Origin of the sequence: Streptomyces sp. SudanB5_2050, assembly GCF_964272335.1 — a bacterium.
Taxonomy (GTDB): Bacteria; Actinomycetota; Actinomycetes; order Streptomycetales; family Streptomycetaceae; genus Streptomyces; species Streptomyces rochei.
The window spans coordinates 7,449,322-7,466,862 of record NZ_OZ186760.1 but is presented as its reverse complement, the minus strand read 5'-3'; the positions used below and the strand labels follow the sequence as shown (position 1 = coordinate 7,466,862).

The following is a 17,541-nucleotide window of genomic DNA, read 5'->3' as shown; positions in this document are numbered from 1 at the left end:
GCGCTCCGCGCGGAGCCCGGTCAGTTGGCGTTCACCAGCTCGTGCGCCGGGACGGTCACCGTGCGCTTGCCCGGCTTGCCGCCGAGCACGATCTTCCGCAGCGCGCTGTTGTTGTTCAGGTCGCTCTCCTTGAGCCGCTTCTCCGGATTGGCCAGCACCTGGATGTAGTACGTGCCGTTGGGGACACCGGTGATGTCGAAGGACTGGCCGGGCAGGTCCTGGGTGTACGTGTCGCCGGAGCCGACGTCCAGCACCTCGCGCACCGAGATCGCGTTCTCCTCGCCGCACGCGGTGGACAGATCGGTGTTGTACGGGTGCCAGTTGGCGTTCTTCACCGTGTAGTCGACGGCGTCGGTGTTGGCCAGGCAGAACGCCTCCTTGCCGCTGCGCACGGCCTCCTTCTGGTCCGCCTTCAGCAGCCGGTAGCTGGCGAAGTCGGTGAAGTGCCAGTGCATGTGGCCCGGGCGCGGGTCCCATTCCATGGTGCCCGTGGGCGTGTAGCCGACCTGCTTGCCCTTGGCGTCGTAGAAGTACTGGTAGGCGTCCATCTTGGCCTTGCCGGGCGAGCGGAAGCCGTCCACCACCAGCTGGGCCGGGCCCGCGTTCCACACGTTGGCGCTGAAGGCCAGGTAGTCCTTGCCGGGGACGTCCCGTTCGCCGTCGCTGATGACGATGCCGTACGCCGGCAGGGAGCGCAGGTCGGGCTTGGGGACGTCGGGCACGGAGGGCTTGCCGGCGGGGCGTTGCGGCTGCGGCCGCTGCGCCGGCGCCTTGCGCGAGCCGTCGGTCTGCCCGCTGGTGTCCCCCACCCGCGTCGCGCGCGCGGCCTGGTCCTTCTTCAGCGCCCACGGCAGGGCCGGCGGCGCCGCCCTGAGCGGTCCGTGGCCCGCGTTGTAGGTGGGACCCGCGCCGCTCGTCACCGGCGCGGCGGCCCGGGCGGGTGTCGGCGCGTGCCCCGGACCGTGCCCCGCGTGGGCGGTCTGCGGGGCGTGCGCGGCGCCGTGTCCGGCGTGTCCGCCGGCCGTCGCGGACCGGCCCGCCGCGCCGGCGGAGCCGGACTCGTCCTCGTAACTGCGTTCCTGCACCGTCACCTTCACCGTGGCCGGCTTGTCGGCGATGCCGAACAGGTCGCGGTACTTCTTCGCGACCCCGACCTTGGCCGTGTACGTGCCCGCCGCCAGCTGGACCGGTGCCGAGTAGGAGCCGCCGTAGGTGTTGGCGGCCCAGCCCTTCTCCACGCCCCACACGGAGCCGAGGGTGAACGGGTTGGTGGGGCAGCTCTCCGGATACTTCGACGTGGCCGGCGCGTCGGGGCGGACCCGGCCGCTGGCGTTGTTCGGGCAGAAGTCCTCGGTGCGGTCGAGGACCTTCCTGCCGGCCTTGTCGGTGAGGGTGACCCGGACGAAGCCGGGCAGGCCGGAGAAGTCCTTCACCGTGCCGGCGGGCAGCTTCTTGGCCTTGGCCCGGCCGCCCTCGTACACGGTCTGGGTGACGGTCACCGGGTCCTTGTAGGACTTGCGGGTCACCTTCAGCTCGAGCGGCGTCCCCTCGGTGGTGAGATAGGTGCCGAGGTCGAGGTAGACGCCCGGGTCCTCCTTCCACGAGGTGAGTGTGAGCGAGCCGGTCGCGGCGATGAGGCTGAGTTCGGGCTTCGCCGCGGCGTCGGCCGGCTCCGAGGAGGCGGCCACGAGGCCGGCCGTCACGGCCAGGGCGGTGACGGCCGTGGCGCCGGCGAGCAACGGACGCCGCAGTCGGGTGGTGCGCGGTCTGGTCATCGTTCCCTCGTCCTCCGGGCCGACACGGTGGAGGGCCCTTGCTGTGGTCGCGCTGTGAGAGGAACGCGCCGCAGGCTCGGTTGTCCGAGGGAGGGAAAGCGGTGAGATGTTGGCCGGTTGTCCTCCTTTACGGAGGAAATCGGGCCGATCTCAGGAGTACGTCACGCCGATCTGAGGAGGTTGTTGTAAAGGCGCCTGAGGTGTTTGGCCACGGGGCACTTCACGCCGTCCGCCCCGCACTGGCGGCACGTCCGCAGGTGGTGCTCGTAGTCCTCGCGTGCCTGCCCGAGAGGGTCGTACGACGAATTCATCTCGACTGCTTCCTGTGATCGTGCGAGCACCCCGGGTCAGGGTGCACGGGGAGGGTGGGCCACCTCTGCGGCTGCCGCGAGGTGCGCGGATTTACTTTGATCTTGTTACTTGGAGTACCGCAAACCGAGGCCGGCATCGTGCCCGCGCGGACCGTCCGGCGGTGCCCCGCCGACGGTCCGATCGTGCAGCGGAGGCGGAGGGCGGCGCCGTTCACCTCGTGGTCGTCCGTCCGTCGCCGGCGGGTGGCCGCCCCGACGCCCAGCCACCGCCTGGCTTCGTGAACATGTCACGCATCGCTTCCCAACGAAGGAGATCGTTCGTGCACGCGTTCACGAAACGCCGTTCCGGGGCCGTCGCGGTGGCGGCGTCCCTGGTGCTCACCGCCGTCGTCACCGCCGTGGCCCCGACGGGCGCGACGGCCCGGGCGGCGCTGCCCGAGGTCGCCCCGCGCGCCGAGACCGACGCGCTGTTCGACGACGACGAGGGCGGGAACGCCAACGCCGACGACCCGGCGATCTGGCGCAACGCCGCCGACCCGGACGCCAGTCTCGTCATCGCCACGGCCAAGGAGGGCGGCCTGCGCGTCTACGACCTCGACGCCCGCGAGGTGCAGTCCGTGCCCGCCCCGCAGGCACCCGGGCCGGACCACGCGCCGGGGCGCTTCAACAACGTCGACCTGGTGCACGGCATGCGGCTGGGCTCCGGTACCTCGGACCTGGCCGTGGTCAGCGACCGGGGCAGCGACAAGCTGCGCGTCTACCGGATCGACGGCGGCCGGCCCGGCGCCCCGCTCACCGACGTCACGGACGCGTCGGCGCCGTGGATCTTCTCCGGCTCCCAGGAGGAGGTCGACGGGGAGAGCACCGCGTACGGACTGGCCACCTACACCGACGCGGCGACCGGCAGGTCCTACGCCCTGGTCAGTCAGAACGCGACCACCCGCGTCGCGCTGCTGGAGCTGACCGCCACGAGCGGCGGCTCGGTCTCCTACCGGAAGGTCCGCACCCTGGACCTGCCGGCCTCCTTCACCCTGCCCGACGGCACCCGGTGGTCCCCCTGCGGCGAGCCCGGCGAGGGACCGCAGGTCGAGGGCATGGTCGTCGACCCGGAGACCGGCACGCTCTTCGCCGGGCAGGAGGACGTCGGTATCTGGCGGCTGCCCGCCGACCTGCGGGGCAGGCCCGTCCTCCAGGACAAGGTCCGCGAGTACGGTGTCCCCGCCGTCTACGACGAGCCGTCCGACGAGTGCGTCGCGGGCGACGACCCCGGCTTCGGCGGCGAGCGCGTCTCCGCGGACGTCGAGGGCCTGACCCTGCTGAAGCAGGACGACGGGGACGGCTACCTGCTCGCCTCCAGCCAGGGCGACGACACCTTCGTGGCCTACGACCGCGAACGGTCCGACGGCTACGAGTACGAGGGCGGCTTCCGGGTGAGCGCCGCGTCCGCGTCGCTGGACGGCTCCGAGGAGTGCGACGGCGCGGACGTGCTCGCCGAGCCGCTGGGCGACCGGTACCCGAACGGCCTGCTCGTCGTCCAGGACGGCCACATGGCTCCGCAGGACGGCGACCGGGAGGCCACGGGCTTCAAGTTCGTCGACCTCGCCGACGTCCTGGAGGCGCTCGACGACTGACGGGTGCGCGGCGGCCCGACGGCCGGGCCGCCGCGTCCTGCTCGGGCCGCCCGTTACGTACCCTTGCCGCATGCGCATGCGCCCCACCCTGAGCTGGACCCCCGCCGGCGACCTGCCGCCGGGCACCACGGACCTGCGGCCGGTCGCCGACGCCCTGAAGGCCGGCGGGGTGCTCGTGCTCAGCGGCGCCGGCATCTCGACGGAGTCGGGCATCCCCGACTACCGGGGCGAGGGCGGCAGCCTGAGCCGGCACACGCCGATGACCTATCAGGACTTCACCGCCGACGCCCGGGCCCGGCGCCGGTACTGGGCGCGCAGCCACCTCGGCTGGCGCACCTTCGGCCGGGCCCGCCCCAACGCCGGGCACCGCGCGGTCGCCGCCTTCGGGCGGCGGGGCCTGCTCTCGGGTGTGATCACCCAGAACGTCGACGGTCTGCACCAGGCCGCCGGCAGCGACGGCGTGGTGGAACTCCACGGGAGCCTGGACCGGGTCGTCTGCCTCTCCTGCGGGGCGTTCAGCCCGCGCCGTGAGCTGGCCCGGCGGCTGGAGGAGGCCAATCCGGACTTCGCGCCGGTGGCGGCGGGAATCAATCCGGACGGTGACGCCGACCTCACCGACGAGCAGGTCGGGGACTTCCGGGTGGTGCCCTGCGCGGTCTGCGGCGGCGTCCTCAAACCGGACGTGGTCTTCTTCGGCGAGAACGTGCCGCCGCCCCGGGTCGAACAGTGCCGCGCGCTGGTGCGGGAGGCAGCCTCGCTGCTGGTCCTGGGGTCGTCGCTGACCGTGATGTCCGGGTTGCGTTTCGTCCGTCAGGCGGCGGAGGCCGGGAAGCCGGTGCTGATCGTCAACCGCGACCCGACCCGGGGCGACCGGCACGCGCTGACCCGGGTCGCCGTCCCGCTGGGGACGGCCCTGACCACCGTGGCCGCCCGGCTGGGCGTCCCCGTCCCCGTCCCCGTCGACGACTCCGGCCCGGACCGTCGACCGGTCGTGCCGCCCACACCGTAGCCCCGGCTCCCAGCCGCGGGGCGCGCACGGCGCTCTCGGCGGGTCGGGACGCCGTCCGGTCAGGCGCCGCGGGCCGGGACCACGTCCGTGTGCAGCAGGTGGTGGTCCGAGTACACGGTGGGATGCACATGCTGTCCGACAGAGCCGAGGCCCCGCAGGAAGACGTAGTCGAACCTGCTGCTCCAGTCGGTGGTCGGTTCGCAGGCCGCGGTGGGAGAGGGACGGCACTCGGGGTCCGAGCCGGGCGCCAGCGCCCACAGGGGCGCCAGTTCGGCGGCGTCCGGTACGGCGTTGAAGTCGCCGAGGACGATCGCGCGGTCGTGCCGGGCGACGGCCGCGGCGAGTTCCTCGGTCTGCCGGGCCCGGACCGGCTGCTGACGCCGGTGGGCGAGGTGGGTGTTGAAGACCCGTACCGTGTGGCCGCCCACCACGGTGGTGACCGCGAGATACCCGCGGTCCTCCGAACCGCCGTCGGGGTACTCCACGCTGACGCGGTCGGTCATCGGTGACGCGGACAGGATCGCCTGCCCGAAGGCCCCCGGGTTCCACGGGGTGCCCCCGCAACGGCTCCGCTTGCGCAGGACCGTCCCGTACTCGACGTGGTAGACGAGTCCGTACAGGCCCGCCAGGTAGGCCCGGATCTGCTCGACGTCGCGCACGCACGCCTCCTGCAGGCCGATGACCTGCGGCGCGTAGGTGGCGATGTCCGCCGCCCGGTCGACGTTGCCCACGTCGCAGGGGTTGCAGATGTTCCACGTCATGACCCGGTTGGGTACGACGCCCTCGGCGGCGCCGTCCGGCAGCGGTCGGGCGACCAGGGACCCCACGGGCGCGCTGGGGCCCAGCAGGACGAGAACGGCCACGGTCATCGCGCCCGCGAGCAACCGCGTGCCGTTCGCGAACACCGCCGCCCCCTTCACCGTGGCACCACCCGTGCATCCGCCGTCTGCACGCACGAGCCTACGGGACCGGGGCGGCGCCCTCCCGGTGAGGGCGCGGAACGCACATGTGCCGCCCCGCGCCCGCCGGTTCGCCGGCGTCAGGGCCGGCTGTCGATCCAGCTCAGCTTGTGCCCGTAGAGCACGCGCTGGCAGTAGTCGGTGCCCGCCGGGTCGCCGGCGTCCGGGTTGGCCGTGCAGTCGGACGCCGCTCCCGGGCGGTGCTCGGAGACGGACCACAGCCGTCCCGTGCCGCGCTCGACGTACAGGTCCTCGGCGCCCCGTGCGGTCTTGACGGCCTGGCCCTGCTGGACCAGCCGGCCGTCGCTCCACTTGTACCGCCACAGGTGGCCCGGCTCGTCCGTGCCCTTGGACTGGTTCACGTAGAGCGTCCCGGCGTGGGCCGCCGCGCCCTGCGCTCCGCCGCTGGTCATCGGCAGGTAGTTGGCCCAGCCCTGCGCGGGTACGTCGGCCGAGCGTCCGGCCAGGTCGGCGACCGGATAGGAGGCGATGCGGCCGGTGGACGGGTAGCCGCTCTCCGGACGGCAGTACTCACCCATGATCAGCCGGTCCGGGACCGTGCTGCGGTCCAGGGAGATGTAGGAGGCCTTCGGCGCGCCGGTGGAGACGCAGGCGTAGGACCCCTTGGGGTTGCTCTGGGTGGCCTTGAACCGCCACGCGGCCACCTGGGGCATGACGTAGCGGTAACCGAAGCTGTACCAGACGTTGTTGTGCCGGCCGACCTTGGTCTTGTCCTGGACGTCGGCGGTGGTCTTCACGCCGTCGGTGTCGGCGCCCATCGGGTCGTTGGTGCTCGCGTCGCCGTCCGGGTTGAGGTCCATGATGTACCGCATGTCGAAGACGCGCAGGCCGTTGCGGGTGTCCGCGACGTAGAGGTAGTTGCCGTACCAGACGATCCCGCCGGCGTGGACGCCGTTCTGGATCGGGTACTCCGAGGCGTGCAGTCCGTCGAAGGAGACGTGGTCGGCCGAGTTCACGTACGTCCAAGCGAGCAGGACGTGACGGTACTTGACCTCGGGGCTGCCGGTGGCCGGGTTGGTCCGGCTCTGGACGAAGGTGACGCGGACGCCCTTCTGGTTGCAGGCGTCGTTGTCCTCCAGCTCACCCGCGGTGCAGTCGCCGCCCGGGTCCGGATCGTCCTGGCGGCCCGGGTCCCAGCCGTCGTAGGAGGCGAACAGCTGGATGTTCCCGGCCTCGCCCCACAGTTCGTTGTCCTTGGCGTCGGAGACGCCCGTGAAGCCCTGCGGGACCCATTCCCGCGATACCGAGTCGTCGTTCTCCAGGCAGTACTTGAGGTCGGGGTCCGGCGCGGTGCCGAACGGGTCGCGCGGGCACCACGGCTGGGCGTCGCGGTTGGCGCCGGCCAGCAGGTTCTGCACGCCCGACTTGGGCAGCACCGCGTCGAGGCGGGTGACCCGGCGCGTGGTCTCGGCGTTCATCGCGCCGGGTGACAGGGTGAAGTCGCCGGGCGAGGCGGTGCCGCCGGGGGCGGTCCAGTCTTGGGCCAGGCTCGGCGTGGGGCTCCCCTCCGTCGCGCGGGGTTCCTGGATCCACGACCGCGGCACGTCGGGCGGGAGGTCGTCGGCGTGGCCGGGGACGGCCAGACCGGTGAACGCGAGCGCGGCCGCGGCGGCGGTGGTGAGCCAGGCCCGGCGTATTCGGCTTCTCGACATGTGGGGGGAGTCCTCCGTTGCTCGTTCGACATCTGAGTCGAACGGAGACTCCCAAAACACTTGTGCGAAAGCAACATTGATTATGCGTCAGTGGCGAGCGCGGGTCGGTCGGTTCACGGCTCGGGTGCCTGCTCCGCCGCGCCGCGGCCACACCTCCTCGCGTCGCGGGACGGACCGGGCGACCGGCCCGGCGGCACGGCCCCGGGCCGCGTTGCGGGCGTCTCGGGCGCGCCGGAGACTGGTGGGGAGCGGTGCCGGCCGGAGAGGGCCTGGAGCGATGGGTGACTACGCGGATCTTCCTGGTGTCAGGACCTGGTACGAGACGGACGGGAAGGGCGATCCGCTGGTCCTGCTGCACGGCGGCTTCTGCACCAACGACACCTGGGGTGCCCAGCGGGCCGAGCTGGCCGCCGCGTACCGCCTCTTCCTGCCCGAGCGCCGGGCGCACGGGCACACACCCGACGTGGCGGGTCCGCTCACCTACCGGGACATGGCCGACGACACCGTGGCCTTCCTGGAGAGGGTGGTCGGCGGGGCCGCGCATCTGGTCGGGTGGAGCGACGGGGGCGTCGTGGCCCTGCTCGTCGCGCTCGCCCGTCCCGATCTGGTCCGCAAGGTGGTGGCGATCGGCGCCACCTTCCGCCCCGGCCCCGAGTGCTTCGTCGCGCCGCGCATGCTGGACGCGATGGCGCCGGACAGTCCCGAGATGCGGTTCTTCCGCGAGCTGTACGAGCCCGTGACGCCGGACGGCCCGGACCACTGGCCGGTGGTGGCGGCGAAGGTGATCGACATGTGGCGCACCCAGCCGACGCTCACCGCCCGGGACCTGGCCCGCGTGGCCGCGCCCGCCCTCGTGCTCGTCGGCGACGACGACCTGATGACACTGGAGCACACCGTGGCCCTGTACCGGGCGGTCCCGGACGCCCGGCTCGCCGTCGTCCCCGGAGCCTCCCACCTGGTCCCGCTGGAGCAGCCGGCCCTGGTGAACCGGCTCGTCCTCGAGCACCTGGCCCAGGACACGGTCGAGACGATGATGCCGGTGCGGCGCGCGGCGGCTGGCGGGGCGGGCGCGGGTACCGGCTGACGCAGGCGGGCCTCGGGACCGGCCCCGAGGTGCCGGTGCCGCTCGACGGGCGTCCGGACCCCGGAGCCCCGCGCCGCGCGCACCCGGCGTCCCGGCTTCCCCGGCGGCCGGGCCGGCATCGCCGACGCGGACTCAGTCGGTCGGCCGTACGTCCTTCCCGCTCGTCCCGCGTCCCTCGGGCGCCGGCAGGTGCGGCGCGGTGATCGCCATGACCGCTATGTCGTCGTGCGGCTGGTCGTCGAGCCACTCGGCGACCCGCAGTTGGACCCGTTCGACGATGGCTTCGGCGGGCATGCCGGCGCACTCGCACAGGGCGGCGCGCAGGCGTTCGTCGTCGAACATCACCTCGCCCAGCGGCCCTCCCCTGGCCTCGGTGACGCCGTCGGTGAACAGCAGGCAGCTCTCCCCCGGCCGCAGTTCGACCTCGGCGGTGGTCGACGTCACCTCGGGAAGGACGCCGACGATGGTGCCCCTGGTGCGCGCCTCGTGCACCGTCCCGTCGTTGCGCACGATCAGCGGGGCCGGGTGCCCGGCGCAGGTCAGCCGCAGGTGGGTGGTGTCGCCCCGCCGTCGCACCGAGGCGAGGACCAGGCTGGCGAAGCGGGTGTGCCGGCTGCCGAGCAGCGCGCCGTTGAGCAGGGTCAGCACCCGCTGGTGGTCGTCGGCCATGGGCAGCAGCGCGTGCAGCGTGTTGCGTATCTTCCCGGTGAGCACCGCGGCGTCCAGGCCCTTGCCGCAGACGTCGCCCAGGACGGCCAGCGTCTCGTCCCGCGGCCCGGCCCCCGGGTGCACCTCGTAGAAGTCGCCGCCGACCCGGTCCGTGTCCTGCGCGGCGCGGTATCCGCCGGCGAACTCGACGCCGTGCACGTGCCGCAGTTCCGGAGGCAGCAGCTCGGCCATGAGCGTGGTGGTGATCTCGCTCTGCTCCCGGTACATGCGGGCGGCCGACAGGGCGGCACCGGCACGGGAGGCGAAGACCCGGGCGAACTGCTCCTCGAAGGAGTCGAAGGCGGCGCGGTCTCCCCGGCGCAGCAGGATCAGCGCGCCCGCGGGGAATCCCGGGCCGGGCAGCGGTGTGATCGCCACCGACCCCACCGGTCCCGTGAAGCCGTCGGGCAGGGCCCAGCCGGGCAGGAGGGCGGGATCGATCCAGCGGGAGGGCAGCGGCGGGAAGCCCCGCAGCGCCTCCGCGAGTCCGGGTACCGTCGCGGGATCGATGCGGACGGAGCCGTGGGCCACCGCGTCCCCCGCGGCCAGGGTCAGTCGGTGCCGCTTCCCCGGGGAGGGCGCCACCAGGACCGCGGCGTCGGCGAGGTGCTCGGCCGCCAGCCGCACGGTGGCCTCCATGCACCGTTCCAGGTTCAGGGAGGCGAGGAGTTGTGTGGAGGCGTCCGTCAGGAAGGCGTTGCGCTCCCGTTCGCTCCGCAGCGCCGCCCGGGCCCGTGACCGGTCGGTGACGACGGACGGCCACCACACCACGGTCCCGTCCGGACCGTGGGTCGCGTGGGCCTCCAGGATGTCCGGCCCGTGCGGGCCGCGCACCGGTCCCGGCGGGCTCCCCTCGCCCCCGGCGACGACCGTCCGGTGGGCGCGCGCCAGCCAGTCGGGGACCACGTCGGGCAGCCATGTCCCGCCCGTCGCCCCGGGGAACAGCGCCGTGGCTCTCGCGTTGGCCGCCACGACCGTTCCCGCCGGGTCGACGACGAGCACGGGGACGGGTGCCTGGAGCCAGGCATCGCCCAGGGAAGGCGTGCGGCTCCGCAGCGGACTCGGTGATCGTTCCGAAGTGGTCATGATCAATCGGCCCGGGCTTCGGCGCTCTCCGGCCCGCCGGATTCCCGGCAGGCCGCCCCGGCGCTCGGGCGGGGGTGGTGGATCTCGCGACGCATGGGCGTCCCTCCTCTGGTGCAGGGCGGCTGCGGCCCGAGACGGCCGTGCGACCCGGCCGACCGCGGGCGTACCTGTTTCCCAAGCACCAGCCCCGAGGGTACTTGCCGAGCCCGGCCTCGCAAACCGCCCCCGGGGCCCCACCGGGCAGCCGTCGAGCACACCCCCGGTGGCCGGGTCCACTCCCGGGTACCCGGGAGCGGTGGCGCCGCCCGTCCGGGACGGCGTCCCGCACCGCCGTCCACGACGCGAGGAGCACCCATGCGGTACCGCAAGCTCGGCAGTTCCGACCTGGAGGTCTCGGAGATCTCGCTCGGGTCCTGGCTCACCTACTCCGGCGGCGTCGAGGCGGAGACGACCCGGGCCTGTACCGAGGCGGCGTTCGACGCGGGCATCAACTTCTTCGACACCGCGAACGTCTACGGCCGGGGCGCCGCCGAGACGGCGTGGGGCGAGATCCTCTCGTCCCGGCCGCGCGACTCCTACGTCCTGGCCACCAAGGTCTACTTCCCCATGTCGGACGACCCCGCCGACCAGGGTCTGTCACCGCGCCACATCGCCGAGCAGATCGACGCGTCCCTCACCCGGCTGCGCACCGACCACGTCGACCTCTACCAGGCGCACCGTTTCGACCCGGAGGTGCCCGTCGAGGACATCGTCGAGGCGTTCCAGAAGGTCGTCGACCAGGGCAAGGCCCGCTGGATCGGCTTCAGCGAGTGGACTCCGGAGCAGATCCGGGCCGCGATCGACGTCGCGGGCCCCGGTCTGTTCGTCTCGTCCCAGCCGCAGTACTCGATGCTCTGGCAGGCGCCCGAGGCCGAGGTCTTCGGTCTGTGTACCGCCAACGGCGTCTCGCAGGTGGTCTGGTCCCCGCTCGCCCAGGGCGTCCTCACCGGCAAGTACCGGCCGGGGCGGCCCGTCCCCGAGGGCAGCCGGTTCGCGAGCGCGGAGATGGCCGTCTCGCGGGACCTCGTCTACAGCGACGCCGCCCTGGAGGCGGTCCAGCGTCTCGTGCCGATCGCCGAGGCGGCCGGGATGAGCATGCCCACCCTGGCGCTCGCCTGGGTGCTGCGCCGCGGCGAGGTCGCCTCCGCGATCACCGGCGCCTCCCGTCCCGAGCAGGTGCACGCCAACGCCGCGGCTTCCGGCACGGAGCTGTCCGACGACCTGCTGGCCGCGGTCGACGAGGCCCTCGGCGACGTCCCCGTCAGCGAGCCCACGCTCGCTCCCGGGGCCCGTGCCGGCGTCACGCGTCGGTGATCACCGCTCGCCCGCGGGGTCGAGGGCGAGCGCGGCGAACGTCGCCAGCCAGTGGTCGGTGGTGAAGTCGCCGCGTTCCACGGCCGGCAGGCCGGCCGCGAGGTGGGCCTCGGCCGCGGCCGTCAGTCGGGCCCGGGCCGGGCCGTCGGGCAGCGCGTCCGCGAGGGAGCGCAGCGCGGCCGCCCTGCTCAGGGTCAGGCCCAGCAGATGACCGATCTGGGGGTCCGCGTGGTCGGAGACGACGGGTACGTCCAGCGGCGGGCAGGGTGCCCCGGTGCGCAGGGCGGGCAGGAAGCGGTCGAGCCAGGCCGCGAACCGTTCCGCGGGCAGCACCCGGCGCACGGCGTCGGCCTCGCTCAGCGCCGGGGACAGGAAGTCCTGCCCCGAGGGCTCCCAGTGGGCCGGGGCGTCGTGGTCGTCGGCGAACCAGGCGAGCAGGCGTTCGCGCACGGCGCCGTCGGTCTCGGCCGACAGTTCGCCCGAGTCGAGCGCGAGGCCGAGGGCGAAGGCGCTGTTGGGGTGGTTGCCGTGGCGTACCGGATAGGTGGCCTTGGGCAGCCAGCCGGCCAGCAGTCCGTCGACGGCGGCGACGGCCGGCTCCAGGGCGGCGGCCCAGCGGGCGCCGTTCTCGCCGCCCAGGGCCCGGCACTCGGCGGCGAGGACGAGCAGCCACGCCCATCCGTAGGGCCGCTCGAAGGAGGGGTGTGCGCGCAGGTAGGCGGCTTCGACGGCGAGGTTGCCGGGGGTGAGGTGCCGGTCGAGCACGGCGACGGCCCGGGCGCTCTCGGGCAGCGCGGGTGTACCGCCGTGGCGGCGCAGGAGGCGGACGAGCAGCCAGTGCATGTGCACCGAGGAGTGCCAGTCGTAGGCGCCGTAGAAGGCCGGGTGCAGCGCACGGGGTGCGTGTGCCTCGTCGACGGAGGTGATCAGGTGGGCCGGGAAGTTGGGGTACTCGCGGGTGATGTTGGCGAGGGCGAGCCGGGCGAAGCGGTCGGCGTGGGTGCTCAGCGGCATCAGTGGGTGGCTCCTTCGGTGACCTTGAGGTCCTGCCCGGCCGGCGTGCGGGCGGCGGTGGCCAGCAGGGCGCGCAGGCCGTGGGCGACGGTGGCGGGCGGCAGGGAGGGCGCGGTGCCGTCGGTGACCTGTTCCGGCGCCCAGGGAACGTGGACGAAACCGCCCCGCACGTGGGGGAACTCGGTGGCGATGAGGTGGCCGAGGCCGTAGGCGACGTGGTTGCAGACGAAGGTGCCGGCCGTGTTCGAGACGGCGGCCGGGACGCCGGCCTCCCGCATCGCGGCGACGCACGCCTTGACGGGGAGGGTGGAGAAGTGGGCGGCGGGGCCGCCGGGGACGACGGGTTCGTCGACGGGCTGCCGGCCGGCGTTGTCCGGGATGCGCGCGTCGTCGATGTTAATGCCGACGCGTTCCACGGTGACGCCGGGGCGTCCGCCCGCCTGGCCCAGGCAGAGCACCAGGTCGGGGGCGTGGGTGCGCACCGCGTCGCGCAGGACGTCGAGAGACTCGCCGAAGACGCAGGGCAGTTCGACGGCGGTGACGTCGAGCCCGGCGGGCGGTTCGGCGGCGACCAGGGAAGCCGCCTGCCAGGAGGGGTTCACGTGCTCGCCGCCGAAGGGGGCGAAGCCGGTGATGAGGGCACGGGTCATGGGCGTTCCTTGCGGGAGGGGCGGGCGCCGGTGCGGACGCGGGTCGCGGCGGTGGCTCAGAAGGCGAAGAGCGCCATGATCACGGTGCAGCAGCCGAGCAGCGCGATGCCCGTCGGCAGCTGTGCCTTGATCGGCCCGTACTGGTCCTTCAGCTCCAGCAGCGTGGCCGGGACGATGTTGAAGTTGGCGGCCATCGGGGTGCAGAGCGTGCCGGCGAAGCCGGCCAGCATGCCGATCGCGAGCACCGCGGGCTCGTTGCCGTGCATCTGCTGGATGAGGACGGGCCAGCCGATCGCCGCGGTCATCACGGGGAACGCGGCGAAGGCGTTGCCCATGATCACGGTGAAGAGGAACATGCCGACGCAGTACGCGATCACCGCGAGGTACTTGGAGTCGTCGGGCAGGACCTCGTTCACGATCTTGCCGACCTGGTCGCCGACGCCCGCGGCGGCGAAGATCGAGCCGAGCACGGCCAGCAGCTGGGGCAGGAGCAGTGCGGAGCCCATGGCCTCCAGCATGGAGCGCCCGGAGTGGAGCGGGACCGACACCTTCTTCTCGCCGGTGATCAGCATCCCGACCCCGAGTGCGGCGACGCAGCCGAGGCCGAGCCCGAGGAGGGTGGCCTTGCCCGACTCGAAGAGGCCGGACTCGTCGAGCACGGAGGCGCAGACGATGGCGACGAGCGGGATGGTCAGCGCGGGGACGAAGATCTTGTTGCCGAGCCGGGCGGCGGACGCCTCGCGCTGTTCACCGGTGGTGGTGACCGGGACGCCCTTGCCGAGGAAGTTGAAGCCCGCGAGTACGATCAGGGCCAGGACCGCGACCCCGAGCGGTTCGGCGGGCAGGGTCCAGCCGCCGTCGCCGGCCGTGGCGTTGGCGACGCCGGTGCCGTAGGGGAAGGTGAGTCCGAGCAGACCCCAGAACCCGGCGGACGTCCACCGCTTGGGGTTGCTGCGGTCGGTGGCCATCTGCACGGCCATGACGACGAAGACCAGACCTATCAGCCAGTACAGCCATTCGACTTTGATCACTTGTCGGCCCCCTCGGGAAGCGGCAGGTCGTGCTCGGCGGCGGCGAGCGCCATCTCGCGTTCCAGCTGCCGGTCCATGAGCAGCAGCCGGGCGCCGTGGATGACGAAGGCGCAGACCGCGAGCGGGATCGCCCACAGGGCCAGCTGGGTCGGCTCGATCTCCTGGTGGTACGTGGAGTTCACGAAACCGGTGATCAGGAGGATGGAGCCGATGGCGATGAAGCAGTCCTCGCCGAAGAAGACGCCCACGGTGTCGGCCGACGCGGAGTAGGAGCGCACCTTCTCGCGGAGCCGGTCGGGCAGTTTCGCGCCGGTGGAGCGTTCGGCGGCGGCCTCGGCCATGGGCGCCACCAGGGGCCGCACGGTCTGCGCCGGTCCGCCGATGCTGTTCAGTCCGAAGGCCGCGGTGACCTGCCGGACCAGCAGGTAGACGGTGAGGAAGCGGCCGGCGCTGAGCTTGCCCAGGCGGCCGATGAGGTTGCGGGCCTGCTCGCGCAGGCCGTAGCGCTCCAGGAGGCCGATCACGGGGAGCACGATGGCGTAGACGGTGACCGAGCGGCTGTCGGCGAAGGACCGGCCGAAGGCCGCGAGGACCTCCATCGGGTTCATCTTGCCGAGCAGACCGGTGACGATACCGGCGACGCCCACCACGAGGACGGGGTTGCGGCGCGTGACGAATCCGAGGATCACCACGACCACACCGAGCAGAACGATCATTCGGTGGCCTTCTTCAGGCATGAGGGGGCAGGGCACGGATCCGAGACAAGCGGAACCGATGCTTCATCGGTCCGGACCATAGCCCCGGATGCGTGGCAGATGCACGGACACTAGCGATCGTTCAACGATCTAACAAGAGTCCGATCCTCATCCTCATCGATCCCTTGTGGGATCGTTCAACAATCGTCTACGTTCAATGCGTGATCGACCTCAACGCAGATCTCGGTGAGGGCTTCGGCCGCTGGACCCTCACCGACGACGACGCCCTCCTCTCCGTCGTCACCAGCGCCAACGTCGCCTGCGGCTTCCATGCGGGCGACCCCTCGGTGATGCGCCGCGTCTGCGACCTGGCCGCCGAGCGCGGGGTGCGGATCGGGGCCCAGGTGTCCTATCGCGACCTGGCGGGGTTCGGCCGGCGCGCCATGGACGTACCCTCCGGGGAGCTGGCGGCCGAGGTGGCCTACCAGATCGGCGCGCTGCGGGTCTTCGCCGAGGCGGCCGGGGCGGAGGTGGCCTACGTGAAACCGCACGGCGCGCTCTACAACCGCACCGTCCACGACGCGGACCAGGCCCACGCCGTCGTGGCCGGGGTGCGGCTGGCGGGCGGCGCGCTGCCCGTGCTCGGCCTCCCCGGTTCCCTGCTGCTGGACGCCGCCGCCGAGGCCGGGCTCGCGGCCGTGCCCGAAGCCTTCGCCGACCGGGCCTACACCCCGCGGGGCACCCTGGTGCCCCGGCGCGAGCCGGGCGCGGTGGTGACGGACGAGGACGCCGTGGTCCGGCGGGCGCTCGCCTTCGCGGTGCACGGCTCGGTCGAGACCGTGGACGGCACGACCGTGGAGGTCGCCCCGCGGTCGCTGTGCGTGCACGGCGACACCCCGAACGCGGCACGGATCGCGGCCCGGGTGCGCGAGGCGCTGGAGACCTCGGGGGTCGCGATCGGGGCCTTCGCATGACGGGCACCCCGCACCTCACGGCACGTCCCGCCGGCCGGCACGCGCTCCTCGTCGAACTGCCCGACGCCGGGCGCACCGCCGCCTTCCACGCCGAGGTGCTGCGCCGCCGGGCGGCCGGGACGCTGGAGCCCGTCGAGGAGGTGGTGCCGGGGGCGCGGACCGTCCTGCTGGACGGTGTCCGGGACCCGGAGGCACTGGCCCGTTCCCTCCGCGCCTGGGAGGTCCCGCCGGCTGCCGCCGACGACGGGGAGGCGGTGGAGATCCCCGTGCGCTACGACGGGCCGGACCTCGCCGACGTGGCGGCTCTGTGGGGTGTCGCCCCGCGGGAGGTCGCCGCCCTGCACTCCGCCCACCACTACCGGGTCGCGTTCTGCGGCTTCGCCCCCGGCTTCGGCTACCTCACCGGTCTGCCCGGGGAACTGCACGTGCCCCGCCGGGCCACGCCCAGGACCCGGGTGCCGGCCGGCGCGGTCGCCCTCGCCGGCCCCTACAGCGCCGTCTATCCCCGTGCCACCCCGGGCGGCTGGCAGCTGATCGGCACGATGCCCGACCCCGGGCCGCTGTGGGACCCGGCGCGTCGGCGGGCCGCGCTGCTGGCGCCGGGCACGCGCGTGCGGTTCGTACCGGCGGACGCCCCCGACAGGACGGTGGCCGCATGACGGCCAAGCTCACCGCCGTACGGGCCGGCGCGCTCACCACCGTGCAGGACGCGGGCCGACGCGGGTACGCCCACCTGGGGGTGCCCCGCTCCGGCGCCCTGGACGCCCCCGCGATGCGGCTCGCCAACCGGCTGCTCGGCAACGACCCGGGCGCCGCCGTGCTGGAGACGACGCTGACCGGCTGCGCCGTCCGGCCGGACCGGGACGTCACCGTCGTGGTCGGCGGCGCGCACTGCCCCGTCACCGTGGACGGGCGGCCGGCGCCCTGGGGCGCCCCGGTACGGGTGCCGGCCGGTGCGGTCCTGGACGTGGGGGCGGTGACGGCGGGCGTACGCGCGTACGTGGCGGTGGCCGGCGGCATCACGGTCGAGCCCGTCCTCGGCAGCCGCTCGACGGACCTGCTGTCCGGACTGGGCCCGGAGCCGCTGCGGGACGGGGCCGTCGTGCCGGTCGGCACCCCCGCCGCCCCCGTCGCCGTACCCGCCGCCGCGCCCTGGCCCGGCCCGCCCGCCGAGCTGGTGCTGCCGCTGCGACCGGGGCCCCGGTCCGACTGGTTCACCCCGAGCGCGCTGCGCACCCTCACCTCGGCCACGTTCCGCGTCTCCCCGCACAGCAACCGGATCGGCCTGCGCACCGAGGGTCCGGCGCTGGAGAGGGCGTCGACGGGTGAACTGCCCAGTGAAGGAATGGTCCTGGGGGCCGTGCAGGTCCCGCCGGACGGCCGACCCGTGATCTTCCTGCACGACCACCCGACCACCGGCGGCTACCCGGTCGTCGGGGTGGTGGCGGAGCCCGCCCTCGCGTCGGCGGCCCAGGCAGCGGTCGGGACACCGGTGCGCTTCACGCTCGACTGACGGGGCGAGCGGGCGCACCGGGCGGTCCGGGCCCCGACAATGGAGGCAGGACGGCGAAGGCTCCGGCGGTCGGCG

At 73.5% G+C, this 17,541-nt stretch carries 15 protein-coding genes; 7 read left to right on the top strand and 8 right to left on the bottom strand.

Going from position 1 to position 17,541, the window contains the following annotated elements; all coding sequences use genetic code 11:
• Positions 1–20: 20 nt before the first annotated feature.
• Complete coding sequence (locus tag ACFZP7_RS32685) at positions 21–1,775, bottom strand: lysyl oxidase family protein (RefSeq protein WP_385637694.1); 1,755 nt, start codon at positions 1,773–1,775, stop codon at positions 21–23.
• A gap of 631 nt (positions 1,776–2,406) precedes the next feature.
• Here ACFZP7_RS32685 and ACFZP7_RS32680 point away from each other — a divergent pair.
• Positions 2,407–3,717, top strand: coding sequence for a phytase (locus tag ACFZP7_RS32680; protein WP_365940896.1), 1,311 nt, complete (start codon positions 2,407–2,409; stop codon positions 3,715–3,717).
• A 70-nt stretch (positions 3,718–3,787) separates the two neighbouring features.
• Positions 3,788–4,726, top strand: a complete 939-nt coding sequence (locus ACFZP7_RS32675) for an NAD-dependent protein deacetylase (protein WP_210902449.1) — start codon at positions 3,788–3,790, stop codon at positions 4,724–4,726.
• A gap of 59 nt (positions 4,727–4,785) precedes the next feature.
• On the opposite strand, the gene ACFZP7_RS32670 is transcribed toward ACFZP7_RS32675, so the two are convergent.
• Together ACFZP7_RS32670 and ACFZP7_RS32665 are read right to left on the bottom strand one after the other, a co-directional pair.
• The gene (locus ACFZP7_RS32670) at positions 4,786–5,595 is read right to left on the bottom strand and encodes an endonuclease/exonuclease/phosphatase family protein (RefSeq protein ID WP_223781330.1); all 810 of its coding nucleotides are present in this window, start codon (positions 5,593–5,595) and stop codon (positions 4,786–4,788) included.
• Positions 5,596–5,765: 170 nt separating this feature from the next.
• Positions 5,766–7,358, bottom strand: coding sequence for a hypothetical protein (locus tag ACFZP7_RS32665; RefSeq protein WP_127442798.1), 1,593 nt, complete (start codon positions 7,356–7,358; stop codon positions 5,766–5,768).
• 277 nt (positions 7,359–7,635) lie between these two features.
• Between ACFZP7_RS32665 and ACFZP7_RS32660 the strand changes: the two genes are divergently transcribed.
• The gene (locus tag ACFZP7_RS32660) at positions 7,636–8,442 is read left to right on the top strand and encodes an alpha/beta fold hydrolase (protein WP_385637688.1); all 807 of its coding nucleotides are present in this window, start codon (positions 7,636–7,638) and stop codon (positions 8,440–8,442) included.
• A gap of 132 nt (positions 8,443–8,574) precedes the next feature.
• On the opposite strand, the gene ACFZP7_RS32655 is transcribed toward ACFZP7_RS32660, so the two are convergent.
• Positions 8,575–10,236 (bottom strand): PP2C family protein-serine/threonine phosphatase, encoded by a 1,662-nt coding sequence (locus tag ACFZP7_RS32655; protein ID WP_385637686.1) that lies wholly within the window; start codon positions 10,234–10,236, stop codon positions 8,575–8,577.
• A 354-nt stretch (positions 10,237–10,590) separates the two neighbouring features.
• Between ACFZP7_RS32655 and ACFZP7_RS32650 the strand changes: the two genes are divergently transcribed.
• Positions 10,591–11,589, top strand: coding sequence for an aldo/keto reductase family protein (locus tag ACFZP7_RS32650; protein ID WP_385637683.1), 999 nt, complete (start codon positions 10,591–10,593; stop codon positions 11,587–11,589).
• On the opposite strand, the gene ACFZP7_RS32645 is transcribed toward ACFZP7_RS32650, so the two are convergent.
• From ACFZP7_RS32645 to ACFZP7_RS32630, 4 genes are read right to left on the bottom strand one after another with little or no spacing between them, the layout of a single operon-like run.
• Positions 11,590–12,603, bottom strand: coding sequence for a DUF2891 domain-containing protein (locus ACFZP7_RS32645; RefSeq protein WP_385637682.1), 1,014 nt, complete (start codon positions 12,601–12,603; stop codon positions 11,590–11,592).
• Positions 12,603–13,253: a pyroglutamyl-peptidase I gene (gene pcp, locus ACFZP7_RS32640; RefSeq protein WP_385637680.1), complete on the bottom strand. Its 651-nt coding sequence runs from the start codon at positions 13,251–13,253 to the stop codon at positions 12,603–12,605. Before pcp ends, ACFZP7_RS32645 begins: the two co-directional genes overlap by 1 nt.
• Before the next feature lie 56 nt (positions 13,254–13,309).
• The gene (locus ACFZP7_RS32635; protein ID WP_385637678.1) at positions 13,310–14,284 is read right to left on the bottom strand and encodes a DUF979 domain-containing protein; all 975 of its coding nucleotides are present in this window, start codon (positions 14,282–14,284) and stop codon (positions 13,310–13,312) included.
• The gene (locus ACFZP7_RS32630) at positions 14,281–15,000 is read right to left on the bottom strand and encodes a DUF969 domain-containing protein (protein WP_019328154.1); all 720 of its coding nucleotides are present in this window, start codon (positions 14,998–15,000) and stop codon (positions 14,281–14,283) included. The genes ACFZP7_RS32635 and ACFZP7_RS32630 overlap by 4 nt, the downstream gene beginning before the upstream one ends.
• A 200-nt stretch (positions 15,001–15,200) precedes the next feature.
• Between ACFZP7_RS32630 and ACFZP7_RS32625 the strand changes: the two genes are divergently transcribed.
• The 3 genes from ACFZP7_RS32625 to ACFZP7_RS32615 are packed head-to-tail and all read left to right on the top strand — an operon-like array spanning position 15,201 to position 17,466.
• Positions 15,201–15,953 (top strand): LamB/YcsF family protein, encoded by a 753-nt coding sequence (locus ACFZP7_RS32625; protein ID WP_125771857.1) that lies wholly within the window; start codon positions 15,201–15,203, stop codon positions 15,951–15,953.
• On the top strand, positions 15,950–16,612 hold the full coding sequence (locus ACFZP7_RS32620; RefSeq protein ID WP_385637675.1) for an allophanate hydrolase subunit 1: 663 nt from the start codon (positions 15,950–15,952) through the stop codon (positions 16,610–16,612). Before ACFZP7_RS32625 ends, ACFZP7_RS32620 begins: the two co-directional genes overlap by 4 nt.
• Complete coding sequence (locus tag ACFZP7_RS32615) at positions 16,609–17,466, top strand: biotin-dependent carboxyltransferase family protein (RefSeq protein WP_193449505.1); 858 nt, start codon at positions 16,609–16,611, stop codon at positions 17,464–17,466. Before ACFZP7_RS32620 ends, ACFZP7_RS32615 begins: the two co-directional genes overlap by 4 nt.
• Positions 17,467–17,541: the final 75 nt, after the last annotated feature.